Annotated in this window: 33 protein-coding genes and 2 tRNA genes; 25 read left to right on the top strand and 10 right to left on the bottom strand. The window is 61.7% G+C overall.

Annotation, left to right across the window (positions count from 1 at the left end; genetic code table 11):
• Nucleotides 1–123: 123 nt before the first annotated feature.
• The gene (locus CAL19_RS12790; protein ID WP_094796971.1) at nucleotides 124–378 is read right to left on the bottom strand and encodes a transcriptional regulator; all 255 of its coding nucleotides are present in this window, start codon (nucleotides 376–378) and stop codon (nucleotides 124–126) included.
• Nucleotides 379–463: 85 nt separating this feature from the next.
• On the opposite strand from CAL19_RS12790, the gene CAL19_RS12795 reads away from it, so the two are divergent.
• The 3 genes from CAL19_RS12795 to CAL19_RS12805 all read left to right on the top strand — a co-directional run bounded on the left by CAL19_RS12795 (nucleotide 464) and on the right by CAL19_RS12805 (nucleotide 2,852).
• A complete protein-coding gene (locus CAL19_RS12795) occupies nucleotides 464–1,180 on the top strand; it encodes a S24 family peptidase (protein WP_094796972.1) in 717 nt (238 codons plus the stop codon).
• Nucleotides 1,181–1,182: 2 nt separating this feature from the next.
• Nucleotides 1,183–1,605 (top strand): J517_1871 family lipoprotein, encoded by a 423-nt coding sequence (locus CAL19_RS19905; protein ID WP_349290307.1) that lies wholly within the window; start codon nucleotides 1,183–1,185, stop codon nucleotides 1,603–1,605.
• A gap of 206 nt (nucleotides 1,606–1,811) precedes the next feature.
• On the top strand, nucleotides 1,812–2,852 hold the full coding sequence (locus tag CAL19_RS12805; RefSeq protein WP_094796974.1) for a ParA family protein: 1,041 nt from the start codon (nucleotides 1,812–1,814) through the stop codon (nucleotides 2,850–2,852).
• Nucleotides 2,853–2,939: 87 nt separating this feature from the next.
• On the opposite strand, the gene CAL19_RS12810 is transcribed toward CAL19_RS12805, so the two are convergent.
• Nucleotides 2,940–3,458, bottom strand: coding sequence for a hypothetical protein (locus tag CAL19_RS12810; RefSeq protein WP_094796975.1), 519 nt, complete (start codon nucleotides 3,456–3,458; stop codon nucleotides 2,940–2,942).
• Between the two features lie 644 nt (nucleotides 3,459–4,102).
• Between CAL19_RS12810 and CAL19_RS12815 the strand changes: the two genes are divergently transcribed.
• The 18 genes from CAL19_RS12815 (at nucleotide 4,103) to CAL19_RS12895 (ending at nucleotide 13,495) form a co-directional block, all read left to right on the top strand.
• Nucleotides 4,103–4,393 carry a hypothetical protein gene (locus CAL19_RS12815; RefSeq protein ID WP_141214384.1) on the top strand — a complete coding sequence of 97 codons (291 nt, stop codon included), beginning with the start codon at nucleotides 4,103–4,105 and terminating at the stop codon, nucleotides 4,391–4,393.
• A gap of 30 nt (nucleotides 4,394–4,423) precedes the next feature.
• On the top strand, nucleotides 4,424–4,705 hold the full coding sequence (locus CAL19_RS12820; RefSeq protein ID WP_141214385.1) for a hypothetical protein: 282 nt from the start codon (nucleotides 4,424–4,426) through the stop codon (nucleotides 4,703–4,705).
• 9 nt (nucleotides 4,706–4,714) lie between these two features.
• Nucleotides 4,715–4,924: a hypothetical protein gene (locus tag CAL19_RS12825; RefSeq protein WP_094796978.1), complete on the top strand. Its 210-nt coding sequence runs from the start codon at nucleotides 4,715–4,717 to the stop codon at nucleotides 4,922–4,924.
• Nucleotides 4,925–5,820: 896 nt separating this feature from the next.
• A complete protein-coding gene (locus CAL19_RS12835; protein ID WP_094796980.1) occupies nucleotides 5,821–6,111 on the top strand; it encodes a hypothetical protein in 291 nt (96 codons plus the stop codon).
• 3 nt (nucleotides 6,112–6,114) lie between these two features.
• On the top strand, nucleotides 6,115–6,315 hold the full coding sequence (locus CAL19_RS12840; protein ID WP_094796981.1) for a hypothetical protein: 201 nt from the start codon (nucleotides 6,115–6,117) through the stop codon (nucleotides 6,313–6,315).
• Nucleotides 6,303–6,452, top strand: a complete 150-nt coding sequence (locus CAL19_RS19710) for a hypothetical protein (RefSeq protein WP_170941530.1) — start codon at nucleotides 6,303–6,305, stop codon at nucleotides 6,450–6,452. Before CAL19_RS12840 ends, CAL19_RS19710 begins: the two co-directional genes overlap by 13 nt.
• A gap of 114 nt (nucleotides 6,453–6,566) precedes the next feature.
• Nucleotides 6,567–7,217, top strand: coding sequence for an ATP-binding protein (locus CAL19_RS12845; RefSeq protein WP_094796982.1), 651 nt, complete (start codon nucleotides 6,567–6,569; stop codon nucleotides 7,215–7,217).
• 9 nt (nucleotides 7,218–7,226) lie between these two features.
• Complete coding sequence (locus tag CAL19_RS12850) at nucleotides 7,227–7,820, top strand: hypothetical protein (RefSeq protein ID WP_094796983.1); 594 nt, start codon at nucleotides 7,227–7,229, stop codon at nucleotides 7,818–7,820.
• Between the two features lie 9 nt (nucleotides 7,821–7,829).
• A complete protein-coding gene (locus CAL19_RS12855; RefSeq protein ID WP_094796984.1) occupies nucleotides 7,830–8,333 on the top strand; it encodes a siphovirus Gp157 family protein in 504 nt (167 codons plus the stop codon).
• A 74-nt stretch (nucleotides 8,334–8,407) separates the two neighbouring features.
• Complete coding sequence (locus CAL19_RS12860; protein WP_094796985.1) at nucleotides 8,408–8,689, top strand: hypothetical protein; 282 nt, start codon at nucleotides 8,408–8,410, stop codon at nucleotides 8,687–8,689.
• Nucleotides 8,679–9,197: a hypothetical protein gene (locus tag CAL19_RS12865; RefSeq protein WP_094796986.1), complete on the top strand. Its 519-nt coding sequence runs from the start codon at nucleotides 8,679–8,681 to the stop codon at nucleotides 9,195–9,197. The genes CAL19_RS12860 and CAL19_RS12865 overlap by 11 nt, the downstream gene beginning before the upstream one ends.
• Nucleotides 9,194–10,051 carry a hypothetical protein gene (locus CAL19_RS12870; RefSeq protein WP_094796987.1) on the top strand — a complete coding sequence of 286 codons (858 nt, stop codon included), beginning with the start codon at nucleotides 9,194–9,196 and terminating at the stop codon, nucleotides 10,049–10,051. The genes CAL19_RS12865 and CAL19_RS12870 overlap by 4 nt, the downstream gene beginning before the upstream one ends.
• Nucleotides 10,052–10,280: 229 nt before the next feature.
• Nucleotides 10,281–10,916 carry a hypothetical protein gene (locus CAL19_RS12875; protein ID WP_094796988.1) on the top strand — a complete coding sequence of 212 codons (636 nt, stop codon included), beginning with the start codon at nucleotides 10,281–10,283 and terminating at the stop codon, nucleotides 10,914–10,916.
• The gene (locus CAL19_RS12880; RefSeq protein ID WP_094796989.1) at nucleotides 10,916–11,770 is read left to right on the top strand and encodes a phosphoadenosine phosphosulfate reductase family protein; all 855 of its coding nucleotides are present in this window, start codon (nucleotides 10,916–10,918) and stop codon (nucleotides 11,768–11,770) included. The genes CAL19_RS12875 and CAL19_RS12880 overlap by 1 nt, the downstream gene beginning before the upstream one ends.
• Nucleotides 11,767–11,967 carry a hypothetical protein gene (locus CAL19_RS12885; protein WP_094796990.1) on the top strand — a complete coding sequence of 67 codons (201 nt, stop codon included), beginning with the start codon at nucleotides 11,767–11,769 and terminating at the stop codon, nucleotides 11,965–11,967. Before CAL19_RS12880 ends, CAL19_RS12885 begins: the two co-directional genes overlap by 4 nt.
• A gap of 9 nt (nucleotides 11,968–11,976) precedes the next feature.
• The gene (locus CAL19_RS19715) at nucleotides 11,977–12,150 is read left to right on the top strand and encodes a hypothetical protein (protein WP_170941531.1); all 174 of its coding nucleotides are present in this window, start codon (nucleotides 11,977–11,979) and stop codon (nucleotides 12,148–12,150) included.
• A gap of 86 nt (nucleotides 12,151–12,236) precedes the next feature.
• Entirely contained in the window at nucleotides 12,237–12,455 is a 219-nt protein-coding gene (locus tag CAL19_RS19955; protein ID WP_094796991.1) for a DUF4224 domain-containing protein, read from the top strand.
• The gene (locus CAL19_RS12895) at nucleotides 12,455–13,495 is read left to right on the top strand and encodes a tyrosine-type recombinase/integrase (RefSeq protein WP_094796992.1); all 1,041 of its coding nucleotides are present in this window, start codon (nucleotides 12,455–12,457) and stop codon (nucleotides 13,493–13,495) included. Before CAL19_RS19955 ends, CAL19_RS12895 begins: the two co-directional genes overlap by 1 nt.
• Before the next feature lie 65 nt (nucleotides 13,496–13,560).
• Here CAL19_RS12895 and CAL19_RS12900 read toward each other — a convergent pair.
• Nucleotides 13,561–13,636, bottom strand: a tRNA-His gene (locus tag CAL19_RS12900).
• Between the two features lie 151 nt (nucleotides 13,637–13,787).
• On the opposite strand from CAL19_RS12900, the gene CAL19_RS12905 reads away from it, so the two are divergent.
• Nucleotides 13,788–15,245: a phospholipase D-like domain-containing protein gene (locus CAL19_RS12905; RefSeq protein WP_026640118.1), complete on the top strand. Its 1,458-nt coding sequence runs from the start codon at nucleotides 13,788–13,790 to the stop codon at nucleotides 15,243–15,245.
• 66 nt (nucleotides 15,246–15,311) lie between these two features.
• Here the strand turns inward: CAL19_RS12905 and CAL19_RS12910 are convergent.
• From CAL19_RS12910 to CAL19_RS12940, 7 genes are all read right to left on the bottom strand, one after another.
• Nucleotides 15,312–15,385 (bottom strand) — tRNA-Arg (locus CAL19_RS12910).
• A gap of 61 nt (nucleotides 15,386–15,446) precedes the next feature.
• Nucleotides 15,447–16,037, bottom strand: coding sequence for a helix-turn-helix domain-containing protein (locus tag CAL19_RS12915; RefSeq protein WP_026640117.1), 591 nt, complete (start codon nucleotides 16,035–16,037; stop codon nucleotides 15,447–15,449).
• 11 nt (nucleotides 16,038–16,048) lie between these two features.
• Nucleotides 16,049–17,338: an NAD(P)/FAD-dependent oxidoreductase gene (locus CAL19_RS12920; RefSeq protein WP_094796993.1), complete on the bottom strand. Its 1,290-nt coding sequence runs from the start codon at nucleotides 17,336–17,338 to the stop codon at nucleotides 16,049–16,051.
• Between the two features lie 25 nt (nucleotides 17,339–17,363).
• Nucleotides 17,364–18,053 (bottom strand): amino acid ABC transporter permease, encoded by a 690-nt coding sequence (locus CAL19_RS12925; protein WP_026640115.1) that lies wholly within the window; start codon nucleotides 18,051–18,053, stop codon nucleotides 17,364–17,366.
• 2 nt (nucleotides 18,054–18,055) lie between these two features.
• Nucleotides 18,056–18,748: an amino acid ABC transporter permease gene (locus CAL19_RS12930; protein ID WP_026640114.1), complete on the bottom strand. Its 693-nt coding sequence runs from the start codon at nucleotides 18,746–18,748 to the stop codon at nucleotides 18,056–18,058.
• A gap of 15 nt (nucleotides 18,749–18,763) precedes the next feature.
• Nucleotides 18,764–19,555, bottom strand: a complete 792-nt coding sequence (locus CAL19_RS12935) for an ABC transporter substrate-binding protein (RefSeq protein WP_026640113.1) — start codon at nucleotides 19,553–19,555, stop codon at nucleotides 18,764–18,766.
• Nucleotides 19,556–19,664: 109 nt separating this feature from the next.
• Nucleotides 19,665–20,414, bottom strand: a complete 750-nt coding sequence (locus CAL19_RS12940) for an amino acid ABC transporter ATP-binding protein (protein ID WP_094796994.1) — start codon at nucleotides 20,412–20,414, stop codon at nucleotides 19,665–19,667.
• A gap of 130 nt (nucleotides 20,415–20,544) precedes the next feature.
• Here CAL19_RS12940 and amaB point away from each other — a divergent pair, with 130 nt between their 5' ends.
• The 3 genes from amaB (at nucleotide 20,545) to CAL19_RS12955 (ending at nucleotide 24,415) form a co-directional block, all read left to right on the top strand.
• The gene (gene amaB, locus CAL19_RS12945; protein WP_094796995.1) at nucleotides 20,545–22,047 is read left to right on the top strand and encodes an L-piperidine-6-carboxylate dehydrogenase; all 1,503 of its coding nucleotides are present in this window, start codon (nucleotides 20,545–20,547) and stop codon (nucleotides 22,045–22,047) included.
• Nucleotides 22,048–22,460: 413 nt separating this feature from the next.
• On the top strand, nucleotides 22,461–23,753 hold the full coding sequence (locus tag CAL19_RS12950) for a phospholipase A (protein WP_249276312.1): 1,293 nt from the start codon (nucleotides 22,461–22,463) through the stop codon (nucleotides 23,751–23,753).
• 20 nt (nucleotides 23,754–23,773) lie between these two features.
• The gene (locus CAL19_RS12955) at nucleotides 23,774–24,415 is read left to right on the top strand and encodes a flavin reductase family protein (protein ID WP_026640109.1); all 642 of its coding nucleotides are present in this window, start codon (nucleotides 23,774–23,776) and stop codon (nucleotides 24,413–24,415) included.
• The last annotated feature ends 27 nt before the right edge of the window (nucleotides 24,416–24,442 follow it).

A 24,442-nucleotide genomic window follows, 5' to 3' on the forward strand; every position in this document is an offset into this window, starting at 1 on the left:
AAGAGCCAAAACCTACAAAGGGAATCCGCCTTACTGCTCGTATTGGCACCACCCCCTATTCGCCTGCTCCAAAGCCTGATCAAGATGTTGTTGGTGAACTACAGGTGGATGTGCGGGAGGATCCTAGACAGGACCGGGATGCGCATTAGCCTGTTTTTCTCCAGCCAGTTCCGGCCAAATCCGCTCCCAGTCGTCCGGGCACAGATCACGGCGCGTGACCGCACCGTTGGTGGCACGCTCGATGTCGGCGCAGCGTTCAAGGGGCACTGGTCTACGGCCGGACGCCCAATCGCTCATATTCGAAATCGGCGCGCCGATAGCGCGTGCCAGTGCCGACAAGCGGCCCCGCTCTTGAGTCAGGTAATCGGACAGTTTCATGCGCCTAATTTAGCGAAACGCGAAACGTTAGTCAATAGCGTTACGCGCATATCGGTCTTTCGCGTTTTGCTATCAAATTCGGCGCATGAGAGACATTGACGAGATAAGGCGAGCCAACCTGCGCCGCCTCGAAGCCGAATTCATGGGGCCTGCCGCCACCGCGAAAGCGCTTGGCATGTCGCCTGCCCAATTCACAAATCTTCGTGATGGAGCAAAAGACTCCAAGACCGGCAAGCCCAGAGGCATGCGCAAGGAAACCGCATGGCGAATCGAGGACGCTGCCGGAAAGCCGCGGGGCTGGTTAGACACTGTTCACTCTGACGAGGAGGCCGCTAACCCCACCGGGATAACCCTACTTCCCACGTCTGCGACACGATCCGTTACCATCAGTCAATATGACACGGGGGGCAGGATGGGAGCGGCTGGGGTGGAACTGAAGGATCAGCCGGGCGTAATCGAGAGCTGGAGAGTCAGCCGCGAATGGCTGGAGAAGAACGTGCGCGGCTACTCCCAGGTAAACAGCCTTTGCATAGTGACCGGGTTCGGCGATTCCATGCGCCCAATGTTTAACCCCGGCGATCCGCTGATCATCGATTCCAGCGTACGGTCGGTCGAGTTCGACGCCGTGTACTTTTTCAGGGTCGGCAACGAGGGTTTCATCAAGCGCCTTCAACGGGTGCCTGGCAAGGGTTTACTGGCGATCTCAGAAAACCCGGCGTATCGGGATTGGGTGATAGACCCAACCATGGACCTGGAAGTGTTCGGCCGTGTGCTCAAGGTTTGGCGCAGCGAGGACTTTTAATTGTGTCTACTCCCCTCTCCCAGGCTTCTATCGTAGCCCCGCTTCTCGTGATGGCGCTTTCAGGGTGCATGGCACCCTACGAGTCCATGAAGAATAACCAGTACAGCCAGGTCGAACCGCAGGCTACTCCAGACGAATTGGCGGGGACCTGGACGGGCACTAGCGGCCCATACCTTATGACGATCAAGCTTGGCGCAGAAGGGCGGGGCATGTCCTGCGCCAGCTGGCAGGCTAACGAGTCCGTCAACAATGTGAAGTATTCCGGTGGCCGCCTCTATTTCCCCGATGGGATGCAGATGACGGTGGGCGCAGAAGGTGGGCAGTTAGTGGCCGTCTACGACCAGAAAGGCATGGAGCCGATCAGGCTCAACCCCGACACCGAGCTAGTCGAAGCGTCACCGTACTGTAGGGACAAGTTGCGCTAGCCCCAACGAAGAAGCCGCCCGAGGGCGGCTAGGGGAGACGGCACTCCATCGCGGGGACGGCCCGCGCTCCTTAACTCGGCCTGCGTAGAACCAATCGACCTGCACATCTATCGTCGACCTGCTCAAAACCAGTCAACCTGCATTTTTTTTGACGACCTGCAGTTTTTCGAGTAACCTGCACCTTCCTAAACTCACCGGGTGAACAGATGACTACGGGCCTTGCACGAATTATTGCCAATCATGACCGCTCGCTTGAAGAATCGCCTGAAGGTCCGATCCAGCTGCGCAGGCGGTCCTACGCGGTTACGAATTTGCGAGGCGGCATAGGAAAATCCACGTTGTCTTTCAATCTGGCGTGGATGTTCACGCGCCACCACTCGACGTTAATCGCGGATTTATGCCCACAACGGAATCTGACCGAATCGATCATGCGCGGGCAGAAGCCAGAGGTAACTATCAGCCACGCACTCAACCCAAAAGTCTTGGGACCAGCTTTTGGCGAAGTGCCGCAAGATATTTCCTATCGCGCCAGCTCTTTGAACGATCACTTCAAAGGTGGCAAATCGGGGTTTCTGGTGCCTGGCGACGGATCGCTATTTGCTTTTCCCTCGGCGCTGTATCAACAACTGCAGCAAGCTATGGCGGCCGGAAACAAAAAAGCCGTTTCCAACATCCTATTCAGCCTGCGAGATGTCCTGTCGGAAGAGGCCTTGGAAAAGAAATGTTCGCGAATCTTGATGGACTGCAGCCCGTTTTATGGCGGGGGAACTCATCTATCTTGGTGCGCATCGGACGCCCTCATCATTCCAGTCCGTGTAGACGAACATTCAATTGAATCGCTTGACATCACGCTTGGAATGCTCGCCAACCCTGACAGCGACTTCAACGTATGGGGCGCTCGCGCGGGTGGTCTCAAGCCTCCAAAGGTTGCAGCTATTGTCATGACGATGGTGGGCGCGCGCAGCCCCAAAAAGGGCGTTAAGGACCGAGCTTCGCAAATGTACGTTGAGCGTGCATACGCGACCGCCGCCAAATACCCGGAATTGTTCGACGTAGATGACCCGGCGGATGCATTCGCAATAACGGATGACTTCATGTCGGCCGGCAGAATTAGCGGCGCGGAAGGCATCCCTATACCCAAGCTGAAGGTAGGGCAATTCCACACGGTGAATGGCAGCAGGCTGCAGGTCAATCAATCTCAAACCAAGTACCGAAAGGAACTGGAATACCTGCTAAGCATTCTCTGATATTGGTGCTCCCCCCGGCCTCCCCCGGGAAGCTCACAAGGCTGGTAATTTGTAACAACCGCCCTCCCCGGGCGGTTTTCTTTTGGGCTAACGGGACAGGCAGGTGTTGATGGACTCAGCCAGGCGCTCAAGCTCCTGGACCACCTCCAGGCCGTCAGATCCAGACCAGGCGCCAATGGGGATGAATCCCATCTGAGCCGACCCTTCCAGTCGCTGATCAAGCTTGTCGAAGACATAGGCGCGCTCGCCATCCGCTATCGACGCGTCTAGCGTATATCTCACGGTTGTCGTCTGCGGCGTCATCAACGTCACTTGTGTGAACCGTGTGGCCCCTTCGGCCACTGCGCGCCGCCTGTCTTCAGCCATGAATCGAACCACGTCGACCCCTACCGGCAGGGCGTCCACGTTCTTGGCAATACACAGCGGGAGCGCGTCACGGCTCTTCGGCGGCTTGCCTGGAAACTGAAACCTGGCGCTAGTGATGTACTCCTGGCCATACGAGTTCTTCGCGAAACTCAACCCGTCGTACCGCGACAACGCGGGATCCTTACCTACGGCGCACCCGCTCAATACCAGAACCCCCATCGCGGCAACGGCTTTCTTCATTTCCTTCCCCTGGTAACGGCCTGAGTCTGAATCGTACAGCAGCCTGCCGACCCCAACATATTTTGCGTTTCGCTATTGACAAGTCATTTCGCGTTTCGCTAATATTCACCCAACGCAGCAAAGAACGGTTCACCGCCAAGCGGGGCCAAGTAGGGCTGCAAGCAGTACCCGCTCTTTAACACGACGAAGCACAAACGTTCCGCGCCCGCAGTGATGCGACGCGACAGGGGAGATATCGGACGCCCTGGACAGAAAGATGCCGAAAAACGCCCGCGCAAGGTGGCTGGACTGACTAAGGCTGGCCAGGTGCAGAGCCTGGCGGCGTGGGCGCGATCCAGTAGGACGCCAAGAATCGATCGATGGCGAGTAATCGATCGATGACCACCGGGAGCAGTCCGGGAACCACTGACCATTGCGAGCCGGGATAACCGGGAGTTGCGCAACTGGCAGTGACGGGCGGGGCGGCGCTGAGGCTATGTCTCGCGCTGCCCTGCCCCGGAATCATCCGCCTGCCCTGTGACAGAGGGCATACGGATGGGAAACGCGAGCCTGACCGCGCACAGGCCCATGGGGGACATGGTTAAAGCCCCAATCCGAAGCGCCATTCGATGAGTGCTGCGCTCTGTATGGACAAGGAGACAGACATGGAATTGCCGATCAAGCGTAAGCCTGGGCGTCCGCGAAAACCGGGCGGACCATTTAAGCGGCTCTCGATCAGCATGCCTACTGATGTGAAAGGGGGGCTTGATTATGCCGCGGCCCTAACTGGGATGGGCACAAGTGACCTCGTGACCGCCTGCGTGCGCATAGGACTTCGCCAAGCCATTCTCGACGCAATGCAAACGAAGATCGAAAGCCTTGGCGCGAGAGGCTCCCCTCTGACCGCAGCCGACATCCTTCGGGTTTATGGCTTGCCGGAAGATCTATTTGGATGATTCGCGCCCTACAGCGTAATGGAGAGAGATATGGAAACGCCTCCCAAACGAAAGTTAGGGCGCCCGAGAAAACCGGGCGGTCCCGATCAGCAGTTCTCAATTCGAATGCCTGAGCATGAGCGGCTGAAATTGTTATGCGCCTCTAAGGCAACCGGAAAAAGCAAGAGTCAACTGATCGCCCGGTGCGTCAACCTATCGCTTAATCAGGTTTGCATCGAGGTTCTTGACGAGCAAGCGCGACGGCTGAGGGAGTTGATCAACCCCACTCCCCTCCCTGACGAAGCAATGGCAGGTGAGCAGGAAATCGACTAGGAGAAAGAAATGTTTGAAATCGAGAAAAACGTCCCGATGTCGCATGGAAACGCCATATACCCGTTTGAAAAGATGGATGTAGGCGATTCGTTTGTGGTGCCCGCCAGTTTTGTCGCCAAGGTACGAGCCGCAGCCAGTTTTCATGGCAAGCGTCACGGTCGGAAGTTCTCGGTTCGCCACGTCGGTGACGACCAATGCCGCTGTTGGCGGGTTGAATAATGGGGAAGCCATGCCGATAGCGGTATGCCTTGTAACCCTTGTTGTGCTGGTAGTGGTTGCCGCTTTCGTTGCTACAGCAGACGCCATCCGCCGCCAGGATGAGGACGAACATTACTAGGAGGTCGCCATGACCAGATATGCCGCAACCCTATACACCGCGCTCGGGCTGGCAGTAGGAACGCTAGGCGGCGGTACGGTGATGCACTACCAGAAGCCCGACAAAGTAACGCTGTACATGCCTGACTGGACTTGTACGGTGAACGTCGCTACCGACCGGCTGCAGTGTGAGCGTAAGACGGCTGGGACGTTGTAAGCGTTTTGCTGGCCGTGCCGCGAGTATGCCGGGATTGCCTCACCCGGAAGTGACTGGGACCACCACACCCAGCCGCTAGACACCCCGGAAAGACGGGGGCCTTCCGTGCTGAGCCCTGTTCTAACCCCGCATGGCAAGTCCGTTACCCTGGCCTCAACCCAGGGGCAGGGTTCAGCACGGAGGGCAATCCTCCCAGAGTCTCCTCAGGTGCTGGATAGTCCCCCAGCCGGCTGGCCCACGAAACGGGCCGTCCTCAAGAGTGGCGGCTGAGCGTCGATCAAGCAAGCCGAGTGCCCCGTCGATACTAGGGGCTACCTGCAGGGCTCGGGACTGCTCGGGCAGCCGCCACCCTTGAGGACTCCATCACTTTCAACTTTCCAACCGTGCAGGGTTGGCGGAGTTCCTCACCCTTCAATGGGGGAAAGCAGATGCCGATGCCCGCCGTTACTAGGGCCGATCAATCGGTGCAGCGAGTACCCCTCCCCCTTAAGGCGCCACCCCACGACCCGCCAATACTGCCGAGTGCGCACGACGCATGAGGGCGGTTAGTGCAGGAGCGCCGCCCTTTTCACTGGAGCCAATCATGAACCTCATGGCATGGCCTGAACCCGACCTGAACCCGCCCGAGCCGCCGCCGCTGACCGCATCGCCCCATTCCGTGCTGGAAGTGCTGCAGAACCCGACGGCATGGGATGTGGACGGTCACGATGCGATCTGGTGGACGGAGCGCCTGGAAGAACGGGGACTTTTCGAGAACCTGACCCGCGGCGACAGGGCTGTGATGCTTATGGCCGTGTTGTCGACCACCAACACTTGGGCGAACCGCCTGAAGGTGGAGATCCTGAGCGCAGTCAAAGTCGAACTATCGGAGTGAGCCATGAGCGAGGAACTTCAGGACATTCTGGAGCAGTACCGGGCGATGAGGGTGGCGCTCGAAAAGCTGCTTGAGCTCCCTTATGCCAAGGAACAACTGCGATTTCTCGACGGGGGAATCGGCACGAAGACACGCAACGCAGTATGGCTGGAAGCCCGCCACGCTCTCGCCACGCCCAAGGGAGAACCGCCATGCACCGCCTGATCAACTTCCTTCGCCGCATCGACATGCACCAATGGGTAGCCATCTACGCCGTGATCTGCGCCATCGTAGGCGTCTACGGGTCGGTGCAGCAGATGGATGAGGAAGCGCGGCTTGTTGAGATTGCGAACCGGCAATGAAACCCGAAGACCATTACCTACCCGGCGTCGCAGATGAGTTCCTGCGCGCCCAACGCGGCCGCATCGTAGCCGCCATCAATCAGCCCGAGTCGCACGAATTACAGGAGTTAAGCCATGTCCATCGCCGTAATGATTCTGGGCCCGTCTGGGTCCGGGAAGTCGTTCAGCCTTGCCAACCTGAATCCCGATGAAGTCACCCTGATTCAGCCGATCAAGAAGCCTCTCCCATTCAAGTCGGGCGAGTGGAAGCTCCGCACACCAGAGGACAAGTCCGGGGCCATCTATCGCACAGACGACGCTGCCAAGATCGAAACTGCGATACGGCGAACTGACCGAGACATCATCATCGTTGATGACTACCAAGCAGTACTGACCAACGAACTGATGCGGCGCAGCACCGAGAATGGCTTCCAGAAATTCGCGGACATTGGCCGGGGTGCTTGGAACATCTTTACGGCGGCCGGCGACCTGGAAGAACACAAGCGCGTCTACATCCTAGCCCATACCCAAACCGATGACTTCGGGAACATCCGAATGAAGACGGTTGGCAAGATGGTGGACGAGAAGGTTGTCCCTGAAGGTTACTTCACTATCGTCCTGCGGGCCGAAATGATCAACGGCCAACACGTTTTCGCCACGCAAAGCAACGGCCAGGACTGCTGCAAATCCCCCCCCGGCATGTTTGACGGCATGCACATCCCTAACGACCTCGCGGCCGTCGATGCTGCCATCTGCGAGTTCTATGGACTTACTCAACCCGCCTGAGAAATGACAATGCGAAACTACGAGTTCAATGAAGAATCCGCCCGCCAAGCCGGCGCGAGCAATTACATCGACGCCTCCGGGAAGTACAAGGGCGCCTTCACCCTCGCCAAGCAAGTAATCAGCCGCAAGGGAACCGAGGGCATCGAATTCAGCTTCGAGGCAGACGACGGTCGGACCGCGAACTTTCTCCAGCTGTGGACGTTCGACGCTGACGGGAAGCCCCTGTACGGCAAAAAGGTTCTGGATGCCCTGCTCTGCTGCGCCCGCCTCAAAACGCTGACGGCCAAAGAAGAAACGATTCAGGGAAAGAACGGGCCCGAAAAGGCCATCGTTTTCCCAGGTCTGGTCGGACGCAAGATTGGCCTGCTCCTTCAGAAGGAGGGCTATATCAAGAGCAACGGCGACCCTGGCTACAAGTTCAACATCTATGCCTCCTTTCATGCCGACACGGAGTTGATGGCCGTTGAGCTGCTGGACGGCAAGACGGCTCCCGAAATGCTCCCCAAAGTCCTGGAAGGCATGGCCGACAAGCCGGCGCCCACTGCTCGGCAAACCACATCCCAAACTACGGCCATGAGCGAGAATCCGGCCGACGACTGGTAAGGAACCGCCATGAGCAACGTCACCCTCTACAGCCTCGCGGCTGAATACCGTGCGGACCTCGAGAAGCTGGCCGATTTGGATCTTCCGGATGACGCCATGCAGGACACTCTCGAAAGCCTGGGCGGCGAACTGGAAGTCAAGGCGCAAAACGTCGTGGCCTTTTCCCGCCACCTTGAGAAGCTGGCAGAGAACATGAAGGATGCCGAGGCTGAAATGGCGAAGCGGCGCAAGGCCGTCGAAGCGAAGTCCGCTCGACTGAAGGCCTACGTTCTGGACTGCATGCAGCAGAACGGCATCCAGAAGATCGACTGCCCCTGGTTCTCACTGAGCATTGCCAAGAACCCGCCAGCGGTGGAAATCGAGGACGAACGGCAGATTCCGCAGGACTACTTCACCAGCCCCCCGCCGCCACCGCCTCAGATCGACAAGACCCTGATCAAGAAGGCGCTGCAAGACGGCTTCGATGTTCCCGGTGCCCGCCTGCGTCAAGGTTTCCGGCTCGCCATCCGGTAACTCCCCGGCAGCTCACCTTAACCAAATGGAGGCCCACTTCGGTGGGCTGCTTTCTTATTGCCTGGAGAAATGGCATGACCCCCGCACCGAACCCGCAGGACGATGGCGGCCCGGCTTTCCCAATCCCCATCGCCGGGTGCACCGACGGAGGCGTATACAACGCCCTTGAGCAGAGCGCTGGCCAACTTGGCGGCATGTCCCTGCGCGACTACTTCGCTGCCAAGGCGATGCAGGGGATGATCAACAGCCAATCCTACGAGGATGGCGACTGGGAGCAGAGCGAAATCGCCAAGCAAGCGTATGACATGGCCAGCGCCATGCTCCGCGCCCGCCAGGAGTCCAGCCATGGCAGTTAACGCGCAAGAGCTGTGGGATTTGCTCAATGACTTCGGCAATGCAGCTCAGGGGCGAGACTGGGAGACAGACGCGCAAGCCGCGGCCCAAAATTACTCCAACAAAGCGGCGAACCTGTGGCGAGGAATTATCGCCCTTCTCGACGAGAACGAGGCGCTGAGCAAGCAGGTGGAAGAGTTGCGCGAGGAGGGGGCCGCAGCCGTCCGTTGGGCGCCTAGTTCAGCGCATTGGTCTTGCGAGCTGAAGCGGCTGTTTGGCGACGACGCACGGCAAGGGATTGATGCCCTGGAGAAGCGACTGCGGTATGCCCAAGCCGAGAACCACGCCCTGCGCGGAGAACGCGATGTGCTGGCCGACATCCTGCGCGATGCACTTGGCCCTCTGCAAGTCGACCTGTTGAATGCCGAGGCTGACGGCGATTGCGAGGACAGCCGAGATTTGCGAGCCATCATCGACCGAGCCGAAGCCGCATTGAATCCGCCCGCCCCGCCCCAAGGAGATGGAGCATGACCAGCAGGTCGCCGTATTTCATCGAGGGGCCCGCGGTTATCCAGTTCAGTGGCGGCCGAACCAGCGGGTTCATGCTACGCCAGATTCTGGATGCGCACGGCGGAACGCTACCGGCCGACGTTCAAGTTTCGTTCCAGAACACAGGCAAGGAACGCGAGGAAACGCTGGCGTTTATCGAGGAGTGCAGCCAGCGCTGGGCGGTGCCGATCACGTGGCTGGAATGGGACGGGTTCGAAAACGGAAGCCGTTCGCGGTGCCTATACCGTGTTGTGGACTTCCATTCAGCCAGCCGGAAGGGCGAGCCTTTCGCGGCCATGATCGACGCGCTGGGGCTGCTGCCGAACCCTGTGGCCCGAACCTGCACGGCGAATCTGAAGATTAAGACCAGTCGCGCATGGATGTTGGCCCATGGCTACAGCGAGTGGGATTCCGTCATGGGTATCCGCGCCGATGAGCCGCGACGGGTTGCCCGATTGAACGCTCCTGGCCGGGATAACAGCGCGGGAACGCCCTATCTGCCCCTCGCCAGAGCCGGCGTGCGCAAAGCCGACGTTCTGGCCTTCTGGCGCGCACAGCCTTTTGACCTTCGTCTCGATCCGCGCGGCGATCTTGGGAACTGCGATCTATGTTTTCTTAAATCCCGGCTCAAGCTCGTGAGTGCCATTCGCCGCGAACCGGCGAGACACATCTGGTGGGCTCGGCAAGAAGATCGCCCCATTGGTGCGACATTTCGGTCGGACCGGCCTCGGTACACCGAGCTTGCTCGGGAGGCCGAATTCCACGCCCGACAGGGCACCCTGCCCAACGTGGAGACCGAGGATGACGCCTTGGTCGATTGCATGTGCGGAGATTGACATGAACCAGCCTGTCACAGCACCCGAAGCCCCGCAAGAAGACCCGGACGTGATGACCCCGACCGAGGAAGACGAATGGAAGATTCTGGATCAACAGCGAGCCTCACGCCAGTCGCAGTGATTGAGTACTGGGCGGACATGCTCGAGCGCACCGCAAAGCACACAATGGCCGTCTACATCCTGCGCGAGTACGCCAGGGTTAGGAAGGCTTGGGACGAAAGGAAAGGGAATGACTAATACAGCGCATGAAGATCAGTTCTTGCCGCATCCGGATGATGTGGCCCAGGCCAGCGCCGAGGCGATGAATGGCGCGGCGCGGCAGATCGCCGCCCTGGCCGCGCAGCCTGCCGCGAGCGCGCACCCTATACCGCAGCCGCTGCGCGACACATTCAGCGCCATCGAGGATTCTGCGCCGTCCGCCAACGGCATGCAGGTTTTTACCCAGATGCGGACTGCCGTGCAGTCATTTTTCCAAGCCCAACCTGCCGCGAGCGCGGAGCCGGGCGACGAGGAAGCCGTGAAGGCGCACATGGCCCTGGTAAGTGACTACGGCAGCGCAAAGAATCTGCAAGGCGAATATTTGGAATCCGGCGACCACGATTCTTTCGTGAGGATTACAGAGGATGCTGTCGCCCGGTATTGCGCTATCCAATCCAGCGCCCGCGCCCTTCTATCCCGCTACGGCAGGCCCGCAGGGGATGCGCAGCACTATGAAGCTGCCCTGCGCCAGATCGGCGATTACGCCCACGACCACAGCACAGGGCCGGCTGTTCCCGATGCGCTGTGGGCCGTCCGAAGCCTGGCGTATGACGCACTTAGCGACGCACCAGTGGCCGCGCAGAAGGCGGACGATGGGGAGGCGTGATGGCTGAGCTACCGAAGTTACAGGTGTCATTCTCGGGTGGCCGATCCTCTGCGCTGATGGCATACCTTGTGAAGAAGCACTGGTCGAACTTGTATGAACTGCGCTTTGTCTTCTGCAACACATCATTCGAGGATCCGCGCACGCTTGATTTCGTTGACGCCGTTGACCGCGAATTCGGGCTGAACTTGGTATGGCTGGAAGCAGTGGCCAACCACGACGAGCGAAAGTCGAGTGGTCACCGCGTGGTGACCTACCAAACGGCGGCTCGCAACGGCGAGGTATTCCGCGATATCGTAGCCAAGTACGGCCTGCCCAATCGCACCTTCAAGCTATGCAACCGTGAGCTGAAGCTGAACGCGATGAAGTCGTACATGCGCTCGATAGGCTGGACCGGCTACTACAGCGCTGTGGGCATACGAGCCGACGAGCCGCGCCGCGTGTCGCCCTCAGCCGATTCCGCACGAATCCTTTATCCGCTGGTTCATACGTGGCCTGTCGATAAACAGGACGTTCTGGAATTCTTCGAGCAGTTCGATTGGGATCTGGCGATTCCGGAACATCTCGGCAACTGTCGGGCATGCTTCCAAAAGTCCGATAGGAAGCTGGCAGCCGTCTACCGTGACGATCCGGCCGCCTTCGATTTCGTCGGCCAGCTTGAGCGCGACTTTGAGCATGTCGGGCCCAACAATCGACCAGGGCCAAGGCGCTGGTTTCGGCTGGAAAGGACGAGTGCCGACATGCGCAGTTCGTTCGACCTGGCAGACGGGAACATCCTGCCATACGACGACACTTCCGGCTCATGCAGCGAATCCTGCGAAGCCTTCCAGACCGAATTGGCGCTGGAGTTCATATGAAGCGCCGCTATAGCATCACCGTCCACCCGCGCTTCGACGTGTCCTTCACCGATACGCCGGAGCGCGTCGAGCTTATGCGAAAGGCGGGTTTGGAAATCGACGAGCTCTGCAACACCGTGCCCTCCTGGCTCCCGCACTGGCTGGTACGCATCTGGTGCCGGGTGCAGGATGGGTGGCAGTGGCTGAAACTGTTTTGAGGAAATCACATGGACAAATCTAACTTGGGCGTCATCGCCCTCATCGCCTGGGTGGCGCTCTCCTGGCTGACCCATGTGGTCGTCTGCCTGAAAACCGCGTCCTGGGGCTTTCTGGTCGCAGGTTCGATCTTCTTCCCGGTGGCCGTGATCCACGGTACCGGGCTTTGGTTTGGGATGTTCTAGGCGTGACAGACGCTATCGAGCGGGTCATTGCGACCACGCGCACGAACTGGATGCCCGACTAGTGCGGGCTTTGTTTTGGAGGCGATATGGAAACGTTTCTATCCCCCGAGGAACTTACCCGCCTGACGGGTTATAAGTCCTCCGCTTGGCAGCGCCGCTGGCTGAAATCCAACCGGTGGCGATTTGACCAGGATCGGCTCGGAAGACCTATCGTCGCCCGGGCCTATTACCTCAAGCACCTCGGCATCACGGCCCCCGATGCGAGCAGTGCAGAACCAAATTGGGAGGCAGTAGGGGTTGCCTGATGGGCAGGAAGCGACTTACGAATACCCACCTAAGCCTGCGGGTGTATGTCAAGCATGGCCGTTACCGGGACACTTACTACACGATCATCGCCGGGAAGTACCATGGCCTTGGCAATGACCGGGCCCACGCAGAGCGCAAGGCCCGCGAGCTTCACGGCGGCGCATACGTCCGGGGAACCATCGCCGACATGTGCCTGAGCTTCATAGCATTCCAGCGGGACTTGATCGCCTCTGGGGACCCATCCGCCCTGGCTCCCCGGACGGTCGACGACTACGAGTCGGCCTTCATGGTGCACATCATCCCGAAGTTCGGCCACATGAAGCCGTCAGAATTCCGGCCATCGCACAAGGGCAAGTACCTGGATCTGATGCGGGCAAAGGGCCGGGGCGTTAGGGCCAACCGGGAAATGGCCGCACTCGGGTCGGCGTTCAACTACGGGATTCGGCGTGGCATGGCCGAGGTCAACCCCTGCCACGGCGTCAGCCGAAACCCCGAGCGGCCCAGGTCGCGGCGCCCGGAGAAGGTCGAGGTCAACGCATTCCTGCAGATCGCACAGAAGCGCGGTGAGGGCAGCTACATGACGGCCCTGATCGGCCTGATGGTCGGCATAACCGGGCGGCGGCGGGCGGAAGTCCTGGAGTTGCAGAAGTCAGCCATCACCGAGGGCCATGTGCGCGTGGTAGCCGCCAAGCGCAAGGCCGGGGAAGCTGAGCGGGTCTATGAGATTCAGTGGACGCCGCTGCTGCGCCAACTGCTGGGCGAGGCCCTGCGGATGTCGCAAAAGCACGACAACGACTATGTGTTTACGTCGAGATCGGGAGCGCCCTACACCGACTCAGGTTTCAAGGCCAACTGGTCAAAGATCATGCATGCCTACGTGCTGGCTGGCGGCGAGCGCTTCACGGCGCACGACCTGCGGGCCATGTACGTCACGGAAATGATCGAGCAGGGGAGGAACCCAGAGACGCACAAAAACCCTGCCACGACGCGCCGTGTTTACGACCGTCGCCGCAAGGTCAAAGTGCAGCCCTTGGCGTGAAATATTAGAAAGCGCCCGAACAATTAGAAAATGTTAGTGGGCGCTATCGCCAGGAGGCTTTAATTTGGGGTGGCTGATGGGACTCGAACCCACGACAACCGGAATCACAATCCGGGACTCTACCAACTGAGCTACAGCCACCATTGCTACTGCAAAGAGGCCGCATTCTAGCATATATTTCCGGCGTGCACCGTGGCGGCCAATCCCGCGGGGGGATTGTTCTTGCTATTCTGTGGCGCTTGGCCGGAACGGACATCCGGCGCACTGGCGCGACTTCCTTTTCAGGCTACTTATGGATCGCTTCGACGAGCTGTTACGCGAATATTGGCCGCATCTGGTGTTTGCAGTCAGCGTGCTGGCTGGCACCGGGGCCGCGGTGCATGCTGCGATGACCAAGCAGGACGTGCGCGCCGCCATCGGCTGGGTGGGCGTTACGCTGTTCTCGCCGTTGTTCGGGGCGCTGTTTTATTTTGTGGCGGGCGTCAATCGCATTCACCATACGCGGGTTTCGCAGCAGCGCGACGAAGCCATGCTGGCCTACGCCGGGCATGCGCAATCGCCCGTGAGCGACGTCGTGCCATTTTCCGCGCCGCAGTTTGCATCGCTGAAGATCCTGGGCGACAAGGTCAGCCACTTTTCGCTGCTGGGCGGCAATTCCGTGCGCCCGCTGGGCGGCGGCGACGAAGCCTATCCGGCCATGATGCAGGCCATACGCAAGGCCGAGCATTGCATCGCCTTGCAAAGCTATATCTTCGACAGCGACGCCATAGGCATAGAAATGGCCCAGGCGCTGATCGAGGCTCACGAACGCGGCGTGCAGGTGCGCGTGCTGATCGATGCGATCGGCAGCCGGTATTCGCACCCGCCCATCGTGCGCCGCCTGCAGCGCGGCGGCGTGCGCACGGCGCGTTTCATGACCAACCCGCTGGGCGTGCTGCGCATGCCTTATGCCAACCTGCGCAGCCACCGCAAGATCCTGGTGGTGGATGGCCGCATCGGCTTTACCGGCGGTATGAACGTGCGGGCGGCATTCGTGCGGGCGATCGCGGGCGACGCCACCAATGAAGACGTGCATTTCGAACTCAACGGCCCCATTGTTGCGCAGCTGATGTCGGTGTTCGCGCACGACTGGAACTTCACCACGCACGAAACCCTGGACAGCGCACCGTGGTTCCCGCCGCCCAGCGGCCCGCTGCCCGGCACGGTGCCCATGCGCTGCGTACCTTCGGGGCCCGACCGAGCGGTGGTCAGCACCCGCAACATGTTGCTGGGGGCCCTGGCGGTGGCGCAGAAGCACATCCGCATACAGTCGCCCTATTTCCTGCCGGACCAGCCGCTCATCGGCGCGCTGGCGACCGCGGCGCGGCGCGGCATCACGGTCGATATCGTGATTCCCGGCCGCAACAACCTGCGCCTGGTCAATTACGCCATGACCGCGCAACTGGACCAGATCGTTCGCACCGGCTGCCGGGTCTGGCGCTCGTCCGGCCCGTTCGATCATTCCAAACTGATGACGGTGGATGGCGCGTGGTCGTATATCGGGTCGTCCAACCTGGACCCGCGCAGCCTGCGCCTGAATTTCGAGCTGGACACCGAGATCTACGACCGCGACCTGGCGTCGTGGATCGCCGCGCGTATCGACAGCCGCATCGCCAATGCGCGCCAGGTGACGCTGGAAAGCCTGTATGGCGAGCCGTTCTTGAAGCGGTTGCGCAACAAGGTGATCTGGCTGGCGTCGCCGTATCTGTAGGCTAGCCACCAGTCGCGGCCAGGGGGCGGCGGCCGCGTTTGCAATCGCCCGGCACGGGCACGGATGCGTCGCGGACAGGAATCGAACCCGTAACCTGCGGCTTAGAAGGCCGCTGCTCTATCCAATTGAGCTACCGCGACATGGAGATGAACAGCTTGGGCTGTTCGGCAGCGCGGCAATTGTACCGTGTTGCACGCGGCGTCAGCCATCGCCGCCGTCGGGCTCGCCGCCGGTGGATATCCACAGCACCATGGCGTCTTCGGGGCTCAGGCTGATCACGCGGTGGCCCATCCGGCTGTCGATGTAAAAGCTGTCGCCGGCGGCCAGCCGGGCCGGCTGGTAGAACTCGGTGTGCAGCTCGATTTCGCCGCTGAGCACGTATACGAACTCTTCGCCGCTGTGCCGGCTCCAGTCGCTGAATTCGCCGAACGAGCGCGCTTTCACCCGGGTATGGAACGGCATCATGCGCTTGTGCGACAGGGCGGTGCACAACAGCCGGTGATCGTAGTATGGCGTTTCGTATGAACGGCCCTCGCCCCGCTGGCTGATTGTGCTGCGGCCCGTGCCCATGTGCTCTTGAGGCGGCGTGAACAGTTCGGCCACGTCCAGCTGCAGGCCCGCCGCAATCTTCAGCAAGTTGTCATACGTGGGCGAAAGCAGCCCGTTTTCTATTTTGGACAGCGTGGACGCCGATACCCCGGTGGCCTGGGCGGCCTGTTTCAGGGTCCAGTCGCGCGCGCGGCGCAAATCGCGCAGCCGTTGGGCCAGGGCATTCTGCTTGGAGCCGGGCATGATGCATACCTTCAGGATCGCGAACGGCGCTCGCGCAGACGGTCACGCAATTGATACGACCAGTATGTCAATTGCACGGCTGCCTTGCCGAACGGGCCGCCGTTCCATTCCAGGCCGAAAGGCTCGAACTCGCGATAGCGTTCGCTGTCGCCGCATATGCCCTCCGCCACCACCCTGCCCCCGATGGACGTGGTGTTCATGCCGTGCCCCCCGAACGATGTGCAGTACCAGACGCCCGGCTGAAGGCGCCCGATCTGCGGCATCAGGTGGCGCGCATAAGCCATGCTGCCCGACCACGCCACTTCGACCCGCACGTCGGCCAATTGCGGATAGACCGACAGCAGCTCGGCGCGCAGCGATGCGGCCAGGTCGGGCGGGTCGCTGACGCGAGTGGTGATATGGCTGCCCCAGCTGATGCGCCCCCCTTCGACCACGCGGTAGTAATTGCCCGCGCGGCGCGTATCGCCAATGGCCGCGTCAGTGCGTATGGCCTCGCGCACCCGTTCGCCCAGAGGTTCGGTCAACATGATGTACGTGGCAATGGGCAGCATCGCGCGGCGCAGCGCCGGCACCAGGCCGTCGGTATAGCCGCCGGTGGCAAACACCACGGTCTGGGCGTCAAGCTTGCCGCCGGGCGTCGCCAGGCGCTTGACAGGCCCCGCAAGGTCGGCCGAATGCACCGGCGAGTCTTCGTGGATCTGAACGCCAAGCCGCGCGCATTCTTGGGCGAGCGCGCGCGCATAGTTCAGCGGATGAAAATGGAACGAATCGGGGTCGTAGATGCCCTGAAAGTAAACATCGCTGCGCAGCAGTTCGCGCACTTCGTCGGTCTGCAGCAGACGCACCTGCCGGCCATGGCGGCTCTGCTCTTCGCAATAGGCCCGCATCGCCGCCACGTCGTCGTGGCGCAGCACGCGCAGGCGGCCATCCACCTTGCGGGCATCGGCGATGGCCAGGTCACGTATGTTGTTGCGGATAATGTCCACGCCCTCGATGGACAGGCGATACAACCTGTCGTAGGCCGGCTGGCCCACGCGATGCCGGATCAGGTCTGCGCCGGCCGAATATGCCGGCGACACGGACCCGCCGTTGCGGCCCGATGCGCCCCACGCTACCCGGCGTGCTTCCAGCAGCGTGACCTGCCGTCCGCGGCGCGCCAGTTCAAGCGCCGTGGTCAAGCCGGCCAGCCCGCCTCCGATGATGCAGATATCGGTGCTGGCCGCTCCGGCCAGCGCGCTGTACCGAGTGTGCGCATCGCCCAGGGTGCGCCGGTAGAAAGTGTCGATGTACTCAGAGGCCATGATGGCTATATGGTCGAGGGATACGCTACGCCAGCGATGTGGGCCCCAGGGCGCCTACCGCGCGTTTTTCGATCCAGTTGGCCATCCGCAGCAAGGGGTAGCAATACAGGAAATAGATCAGTGCGATCAGCGCGTAGATGAAGAGCGACTTGCTGGGATAGGTGATCATGAACACTTCTCCCTGACGCGTCAGTTCGGTGATGCCCACGACCGACAGGATGGCCGTGCTCTTGATCAGCATGACATATACGCCGCTCATCGGCTGCACGATCAGCCGCATTGCCTGCGGCAGCACCACCAGCCGCAGTATCTGCAGGGGCCGCAACCCCAGGGTCATGGCGCCTTCGGTCTGGCCGCGCGGCACCGCCTGGATGGCGCCCATGACGATCTCGGCCACGTAGCTCGACGTATACAGCGACAGCGACATGAAGGCGGCCATGCCGGAATCCCACTCCAGCCACCAGATGCCGGTGCTGGGCAGCACGAAGTAGCAGATATACAACTGCACCAGGAAAGGCGTGCCGCGCAAAAGGTGGATATACAGCCCGAGCAGCTGATGCAGGCCGCGCAGCCGGTAGCTGCGCACCACGCCGATGACAAAACCCAGTGTGGACCCCGCGATAATCGCCAGGAAAGAGATCTTGAGCGTTTCCAGGAAGCCCTTCAGCAGAAAGGGCATCACCGTCACCATGGTGGACCAATATTCTTGCAGCATGGCTACCTCGCATTCCAGGCGGGCCCGGCCAGCCACAGGCTGACCAGCCGCGACAGACCCAGCATGCAGGCGTAAATAAGCAGATAGCCCGCGGCGATGGTCAGGAAGCTTTCGTTGGGCACGATGCGCTCGCTGTTCATGAGCACGCCGGCGGCCACCAGTTCGAACACTGCTATCAACGACAACAGCGATGTGTCTTTGATGAGCACCGCGGTCTGGCCCAGTATGGGCGGCAGGATATTGGCGAATGCCTGGGGCAGCACCACGTATCGCAGCCGCTGGCGGAAGTCCATGCCCACGGCCAGGGCGCCTTCGACCTGGCCGCGCGGCACCGACTGTATGCCCACTCGCACGATCTCGCTCATGTAGGCGGCATGGTGCAAGGTGAGCGCCACGATGCCCAGGATCAGTTCGCTCCAGGCCTTGGCCGCGGGTACGAAGAACGGCAATGCGTAGTACACCAGGTAGATCTGGACCAGCAGCGGCGTGGCCCGGATGAACTGGATGTACGCAGCGGCCGGGCGCCATATCGTGCCGCGGCCGGCCATGCGCGCCAGCGCCAGCAGTACGCCCAGTATGACGGAGCACACCAGGCTTACCCCGGCGGCGATCAGCGTATTGGCCAGGCCGTCGCCGAACTGGTCCAGGTACTGGCCGACGATACGCCAGTTGTAGTAGTCGATCAGCCAGTTCATGGAATCAGGCCATTATCAATGGTCTTTTTTCCAGTCGGTGGAATACCAATACTTCACGGCTTCCGGCAGCGAACCGTCGGCCGTACGCAGCTCGCGCCAGTTGTCCAGCCAGAACTTCAGGCGGACCGAATCGGGCGCCACGGCAAACGACAGGGGTTCGCGCACCATGACGCCATCGAGCACTCGCAAGGTGCCGAAGTCGGCCACGAACTGGTTGGCCGTACTCAGCGCCATGATGCCGGCATCCAGGCGGCCGCTGGACAGGGCCTGCCCCACCGGCGCGCTGCCGCCGGAGAACTCTTTCAGGTTGGCCTCAGGCAGCAGTTTGCGCGCGACCTCGGCGTACGTGCTGGCGCCCAGCGCCCCCACGGTCACGTCGGCCTTGTTGAGATCGGTATAGCTTTTATAGGGCGAATCCTTGGGCACTACCGCAACGGTCTCGGCGTAGAACATCGGCATCGAGAACAGTATTTGCGCAGCGCGCTGCGGCGTGGGCGTCATGTCCGCGGCGATCATGTCGGCCTTGCCCGAAAGCAGCGCGGGAATCAGGCCCTTCCATTCGTAATCCTGCAACACCAGCTTCACGCCCAGGTCGTCGGCCATGCGGCGCGCCAATTCAACCGCCAGCCCGGTGCGCTTGCCCGACTTGTCCATGAAGCTCATGAGCGGGCCCGAGGTTTGTACGGCAACGCGGAATTCGCCGCGCTTGAGTATGTCGGCCAGGGCGTCCGCGCGGGCGGCCGATGTGACGCAGGCAGCCGTCACGGCCAGTGTGGCAATGCCCAGCCATTGTTTGATTTTCTGCATGTCGAGTACCCTCTTAACGATGTGAAGCCATCCAGGCCGAGCGGCGCCGGACGGTACTACCCGTACCACTACAACAACTGCAGGCCGCGCAACACAGCGGTGCGCGGCATTACAAAATCTTGTCCAGGAACGCCTGTGTGCGCGCGTGGCTGGGATTCCGGAACAGAACGTCGGGGCTGCCTTCTTCGATGATGCGTCCGCCATCCATGAACAGGGCTCGATCGGCAACGTCTCGTGCAAACCCCATTTCGTGGGTCACCACTGCCATGGTCATGCCATCATGGGCAAGCTGGCGCATCAGATCCAGAATGCCGCCCACGGTTTCGGGGTCGAGCGCCGACGTGGCTTCGTCAAACAACATCAGCTTCGGATCCATGGCCAAGGCGCGCGCGATGGCCACGCGCTGCTGCTGGCCGCCCGAAAGCTGGCTGGGATAGCGCTGCGCGAAATCTTCCATGCCCACCCGCTGCAACAGCTCGCGCGCATAGCGCACGGCCTCGGCCCGGCTGCGCTTGCGCACGACACATTGCGGCAACGCGACGTTGTCCAGGGCCGTACGATGCTGGAACAGGTTGAAGTGCTGGAACACCATGCCCACTTCGGTGCGCCACCGGTTCAGGTTGGTGCCGGGCGCACGAATGGAAACGCCATCGATGCGGATATCGCCCGTGTCAATGGCTTCCAGACCATTCAACGTGCGCAGCAGCGTGCTCTTGCCCGAGCCGGACGGCCCCACGATCACCAGTACGTCGCCGCGCTCGATGCGGCAATGCACATCAACCAGCGCCGCATGCGGAGCCGCACCTTCGCGATGAAAGGTCTTGTGCACACCTTGAACGACAACCAGCGGCTCGGGCATGGCTCAGACTCGAAAGATTTCGCATTTGGCGTTAGAGTTTCGTATAGTAAATTTTTCCGCAGGAATTCCATCTAGGCTTTTCCCTAACGCCTGCGTGACGTGCCCGCTGTCCGCCCCAAGGAGAGTATCGATGACGACCCCCCAAGACATTCTGCGCGCACTCGGCCTGGATGAGGCCGCTTTGCAAGGCGGCACATTGGCCGCACACAGCCCCATCGATGGGGCTAGGCTTGCGATGGTGGCCGAGCACAGTGCGGCGCAGGCACATGCGGCCATTACGCGGGCGCGCCAGGCCAGCCTGGCGTGGCGCCTGGTTCCGGCGCCGCGGCGCGGAGAACTCGTGCGGCTGTTTGGCGAAACGCTGCGCAGGCACAAGCAGGCGCTGGGCCGCCTGGTGTCGCTCGAAGCGGGCAAGATCCTTGCCGAGGGCGAAGGCGAAGTCCAGGAAATGATCGACATCTGCGACTTCGCCGTAGGCCTGTCGCGCCAGTTGTACGGGCTTACCATCGCATCGGAACGGCCGGGCCACCGCATGATGGAAACCTGGCATCCGCTGGGCGTGGTGGGCGTCATCAGCGCCTTTAACTTTCCCGTGGCGGTGTGGTCATGGAACGCCGCGCTGGCGCTGGTATGCGGCAATGCCGTGGTCTGGAAGCCTTCCGAAAAATCGCCCCTGACTGCGCTGGCCTGCCAGGCGCTGTTTGCGCAGGCGGCACAGCAATTCGGCGACACCCCGGCAGGCCTGCTGGAAGTCCTGATAGGCGGGCGCGCCATAGGCGAGGCGCTGGTGGACTCGCATGAGGTCGCGCTGGTGTCGGCGACGGGCTCGACGCGCATGGGCCGCCAAGTGGGGCCGCGCGTGGCGCAGCGCTTCGGGCGCGTGCTGCTGGAACTGGGCGGCAACAATGCGATCATCGTGGCGCCCAGCGCCGACCTGGACATGGCCGCGCGCGCCATCGTCTTCGGCGCCATCGGCACGGCGGGGCAACGCTGCACCACCACGCGCCGGCTGATCGTGCACGAACGCATCGCCGACGATCTGATAGCGCGCCTGCGCAACGCGTACGCCAGCGCCCGCATCGGCAATCCGCTGGATGCCGGCACGTTGGTCGGGCCGCTGATCGACCAGGCCGCCTACGATGCCATGCAACAGGCCCTGCAGGCCGCGCGCGAGCAAGGCGGCACGGTAACGGGCGGCGAGCGCGTGTTGCAGGATATCTATCCCGACGCCTGGTATGTGCGTCCGGCCATTGTCGAAATGCCCGACCAGACGGACGTGGTGCGGCACGAAACCTTCGCGCCGGTGCTGTATGTAATGCGCTATACCGATTTCGCCCAGGCCATCGCCATGCAGAACGCCGTGCCGCAAGGGTTGTCGTCGGCGGTCTTTACCAACGACCTGCGCGAGGCAGAAACCTTTCTGTCGGCCGCAGGGTCGGATTGCGGCATTGCCAATGTGAACATCGGCACATCCGGCGCGGAAATCGGCGGCGCTTTTGGCGGTGAAAAAGAAACCGGCGGCGGCCGCGAGTCGGGGTCGGATGCGTGGAAGAACTACATGCGCCGGGCCACCAACACAATCAACTACTCGCGCGAACTGCCGTTGGCGCAGGGAATCAAGTTCGGGGAATAAAGGCGCACCATGCGATGGTGTCTGACACCCTTCGGGAGTCAGACACATCCTTGCCAATTGGTGTCTGACTCCCGAAGGGTGTTAGACACATCCTTGCCTATTGGTGTCTGACTCCCGAAGGGTGTCAGACACCAACCGCCCTGCACACACCCAGCCCCCCGCCACCCCACATCCCGCCAGGTGTCTGACTCCCGAAGGGTGTCAGACACCAACCGCCCTCCACACACCCAGCCCCCCGCCACCCACGTCCCGCCAGGTGTCTGACTCCCGAAGGGTGTCAGACACCAACAAGCCCGGTCCGCCCTTGATTCCCCTGTCGCTTGCAGCGCGGTCCGACACCTTCTTACATGCGGTTGCAGTCCGGGCCCGTGTCGGTGCTACATTGCCTCGGTCGTATTTCTAGCAATCGCGATATGTTCTTGTACCGAACCTACCTGAGCGCGTTTGCGCGGCCCGCGCTGGCGGCCGCGCTGCTGGCCGCCGGGGCGCCGGCGGTGGCCGGGGTCACCTACCAGCTCGGGCGCCCGAGCGCCGCACCGGGCGAAACCGTCCAGATCCAGGCCGTGTTCTTCAACGACGGCGACGCGGTCGCACGCTGGGAACCCGCCGATCAACTGGTTGTACAGTGGCGCGGCGCCGATGGCGCCATCATCCGCAGCCTGGCTACGCTGGCCGACGGCGGGGCGCCGTTGAGCATACCGGTGAACAACTTCGCACGCGTCGCGTGGAGCACGGTGGTGCCCTACCAGGCCAGCGGCCTGCAGGCGCTGGCCATCGAAGGCGAGCCCACCATGATGGCGCTGGACGTCACCGGCCGGGAAACCGGCACGCTGGCCAGTGTGCCCGCCGAAGGCCCGGTCATCGACCCGCAGACCGGCGAGCCCGTGCCGGTGGCGGCGGTTACCGCGGCGGGCGCGCAGCCCGACGTGGGCCCCGCCCCCACCGACGCAGCCCAGGCCGAGCACCGGGCCCAGCCTACGGCATTCGACCATTTCCGCAGTGCGCTTTCCGAATACCAGCCCATGTACTTTGCCGTCGGCACACGCGGGCGGACCACGGCGCGCTTTCAGATCAGCGCCAAATACCGCCTGTTCACGCCTACTGGCGGGCGGCCGGCCACCTTCGGCGAAAACTTCTACCTAGGCTACACGCAGACGTCGCTGTGGGATCTGCAGGGCGACTCGATGCCGTTTGTCGACACCACCTTCAACCCCAGCGTATTCTGGCTGTCCGACAAACTGTGGACATCGTCCGGACAGAACTGGCGACTGGGGCTCAATACCGGCGTCGAGCATATGTCCAACGGCAAAAGCGGTGATGAATCCCGGTCGCTCAACGACGCCTATGTCGCGCCCGCGCTGCATTACCGTTTCGATAGCGGCAGCACGCTGACCTTCTCGCCCAAGATAAAAGCGTACTTCGATGTCGAAGACGAAAACCCCGACTATTCCGACTACGCCGGCCATGTAGACTGGCAATTGCGCTGGGCCCAGGACAACGGCGCGGTGGTGTCAGCCCTGTACCGGCAGGGCGCCAGCAGCCGCCGCACGACCCAGCTGGATTTCGCCTGGCCCTTGCGGCGCACCTGGCTCAACATGAACGGCTACCTGCATCTGCAATACTTCAACGGCTACGGCGAAACCCTGTTGGGCTATAACCGGCGCAACGAATCCCAGTTCCGCGTGGGCCTTTCGATAGTGCCCTGACCTTACACGACCAACCAGCCATGTACTTCGACTTCGCGGCGCTCGACGGGCGCAACACCTATAAATTGATGACTGCCACCATCGTGCCGCGCCCGATAGCGTGGGTGGTCAGCCAGGACGAACAGGGGCGCAACAATGCCGCGCCGTTTTCTTTTTTTGGCGCGATGTCCGGCGAGCCGCCGGTCGTGTGCCTGGGCGTGGGCTCGCGTACCGAGGGCCCTAAAGATACCGGCGCGAACCTGCGCACAGGCGCCGGCTTTGTCATCAACATGGTGTCGGCCGAACTGCTGCAGCGCATGAACGTGACGGCGATCGATTTCGCCCCCGGCGTCGACGAAATGCAGGCCGCCGGCCTGACCGTGGCGCCATCCCGCAAAGTGGCGCCGCCCCGCATTGCCGAAAGCCCGGTGGCCATGGAATGCCAGGTGCGCCAGGTCATCGACGTGGCAGAGCATCGCCACATCATCGTGGCCGACGTGCTGGCCATTCATGTGCATGACGAGGCGGTGCTGGATGTCGAGCGCTGCTACATCGATACACCTCGCCTGAATCTGGTGGGGCGCATGCACGGCCGCGGCTGGTACGCCATCCAGGACAACCTGCTGGAATTGCCCCGGCTGACCGAAGCCCAATGGCGGGCCGACGCGCCGCAGGGCAGCTGATCGCCTGCACCCGCCACCCGCACGCCC

Source organism: Bordetella genomosp. 7, assembly GCF_002261265.1.
Classification (GTDB): domain Bacteria; phylum Pseudomonadota; class Gammaproteobacteria; order Burkholderiales; family Burkholderiaceae_B; genus Bordetella_A.

What these genes read in the sequence shown, in the direction of transcription:
- CAL19_RS12915 (WP_026640117.1), bottom strand. Translation starts at nt 16,037, where the DNA reads ATGCCCGGCTCCAAGCAGAATGCCCTGGCCCAACGGCTGCGCGATTTG.
- CAL19_RS12875 (WP_094796988.1), top strand. Translation starts at nt 10,281, where the DNA reads ATGACTAATACAGCGCATGAAGATCAGTTCTTGCCGCATCCGGATGAT.
- CAL19_RS12815 (WP_141214384.1), top strand. Translation starts at nt 4,103, where the DNA reads ATGGAATTGCCGATCAAGCGTAAGCCTGGGCGTCCGCGAAAACCGGGC.
- CAL19_RS12950 (WP_249276312.1), top strand. Translation starts at nt 22,461, where the DNA reads ATGTTCTTGTACCGAACCTACCTGAGCGCGTTTGCGCGGCCCGCGCTG.
- CAL19_RS12895 (WP_094796992.1), top strand. Translation starts at nt 12,455, where the DNA reads ATGGGCAGGAAGCGACTTACGAATACCCACCTAAGCCTGCGGGTGTAT.
- CAL19_RS12940 (WP_094796994.1), bottom strand. Translation starts at nt 20,414, where the DNA reads ATGCCCGAGCCGCTGGTTGTCGTTCAAGGTGTGCACAAGACCTTTCAT.
- CAL19_RS12835 (WP_094796980.1), top strand. Translation starts at nt 5,821, where the DNA reads ATGAACCTCATGGCATGGCCTGAACCCGACCTGAACCCGCCCGAGCCG.
- CAL19_RS19955 (WP_094796991.1), top strand. Translation starts at nt 12,237, where the DNA reads ATGGAAACGTTTCTATCCCCCGAGGAACTTACCCGCCTGACGGGTTAT.
- CAL19_RS12880 (WP_094796989.1), top strand. Translation starts at nt 10,916, where the DNA reads ATGGCTGAGCTACCGAAGTTACAGGTGTCATTCTCGGGTGGCCGATCC.
- CAL19_RS12905 (WP_026640118.1), top strand. Translation starts at nt 13,788, where the DNA reads ATGGATCGCTTCGACGAGCTGTTACGCGAATATTGGCCGCATCTGGTG.
- CAL19_RS12930 (WP_026640114.1), bottom strand. Translation starts at nt 18,748, where the DNA reads ATGAACTGGCTGATCGACTACTACAACTGGCGTATCGTCGGCCAGTAC.
- CAL19_RS12825 (WP_094796978.1), top strand. Translation starts at nt 4,715, where the DNA reads ATGTTTGAAATCGAGAAAAACGTCCCGATGTCGCATGGAAACGCCATA.
- CAL19_RS12920 (WP_094796993.1), bottom strand. Translation starts at nt 17,338, where the DNA reads ATGGCCTCTGAGTACATCGACACTTTCTACCGGCGCACCCTGGGCGAT.
- CAL19_RS12935 (WP_026640113.1), bottom strand. Translation starts at nt 19,555, where the DNA reads ATGCAGAAAATCAAACAATGGCTGGGCATTGCCACACTGGCCGTGACG.
- CAL19_RS19715 (WP_170941531.1), top strand. Translation starts at nt 11,977, where the DNA reads ATGGACAAATCTAACTTGGGCGTCATCGCCCTCATCGCCTGGGTGGCG.
- CAL19_RS12870 (WP_094796987.1), top strand. Translation starts at nt 9,194, where the DNA reads ATGACCAGCAGGTCGCCGTATTTCATCGAGGGGCCCGCGGTTATCCAG.
- CAL19_RS12790 (WP_094796971.1), bottom strand. Translation starts at nt 378, where the DNA reads ATGAAACTGTCCGATTACCTGACTCAAGAGCGGGGCCGCTTGTCGGCA.
- CAL19_RS12885 (WP_094796990.1), top strand. Translation starts at nt 11,767, where the DNA reads ATGAAGCGCCGCTATAGCATCACCGTCCACCCGCGCTTCGACGTGTCC.
- CAL19_RS12865 (WP_094796986.1), top strand. Translation starts at nt 8,679, where the DNA reads ATGGCAGTTAACGCGCAAGAGCTGTGGGATTTGCTCAATGACTTCGGC.
- CAL19_RS12855 (WP_094796984.1), top strand. Translation starts at nt 7,830, where the DNA reads ATGAGCAACGTCACCCTCTACAGCCTCGCGGCTGAATACCGTGCGGAC.
- CAL19_RS12820 (WP_141214385.1), top strand. Translation starts at nt 4,424, where the DNA reads ATGGAAACGCCTCCCAAACGAAAGTTAGGGCGCCCGAGAAAACCGGGC.
- CAL19_RS12955 (WP_026640109.1), top strand. Translation starts at nt 23,774, where the DNA reads ATGTACTTCGACTTCGCGGCGCTCGACGGGCGCAACACCTATAAATTG.
- CAL19_RS12850 (WP_094796983.1), top strand. Translation starts at nt 7,227, where the DNA reads ATGCGAAACTACGAGTTCAATGAAGAATCCGCCCGCCAAGCCGGCGCG.
- CAL19_RS12805 (WP_094796974.1), top strand. Translation starts at nt 1,812, where the DNA reads ATGACTACGGGCCTTGCACGAATTATTGCCAATCATGACCGCTCGCTT.
- CAL19_RS12860 (WP_094796985.1), top strand. Translation starts at nt 8,408, where the DNA reads ATGACCCCCGCACCGAACCCGCAGGACGATGGCGGCCCGGCTTTCCCA.
- CAL19_RS19710 (WP_170941530.1), top strand. Translation starts at nt 6,303, where the DNA reads ATGCACCGCCTGATCAACTTCCTTCGCCGCATCGACATGCACCAATGG.
- CAL19_RS12925 (WP_026640115.1), bottom strand. Translation starts at nt 18,053, where the DNA reads ATGCTGCAAGAATATTGGTCCACCATGGTGACGGTGATGCCCTTTCTG.
- amaB (WP_094796995.1), top strand. Translation starts at nt 20,545, where the DNA reads ATGACGACCCCCCAAGACATTCTGCGCGCACTCGGCCTGGATGAGGCC.
- CAL19_RS12795 (WP_094796972.1), top strand. Translation starts at nt 464, where the DNA reads ATGAGAGACATTGACGAGATAAGGCGAGCCAACCTGCGCCGCCTCGAA.
- CAL19_RS12845 (WP_094796982.1), top strand. Translation starts at nt 6,567, where the DNA reads ATGTCCATCGCCGTAATGATTCTGGGCCCGTCTGGGTCCGGGAAGTCG.
- CAL19_RS12840 (WP_094796981.1), top strand. Translation starts at nt 6,115, where the DNA reads ATGAGCGAGGAACTTCAGGACATTCTGGAGCAGTACCGGGCGATGAGG.
- CAL19_RS12810 (WP_094796975.1), bottom strand. Translation starts at nt 3,458, where the DNA reads ATGAAGAAAGCCGTTGCCGCGATGGGGGTTCTGGTATTGAGCGGGTGC.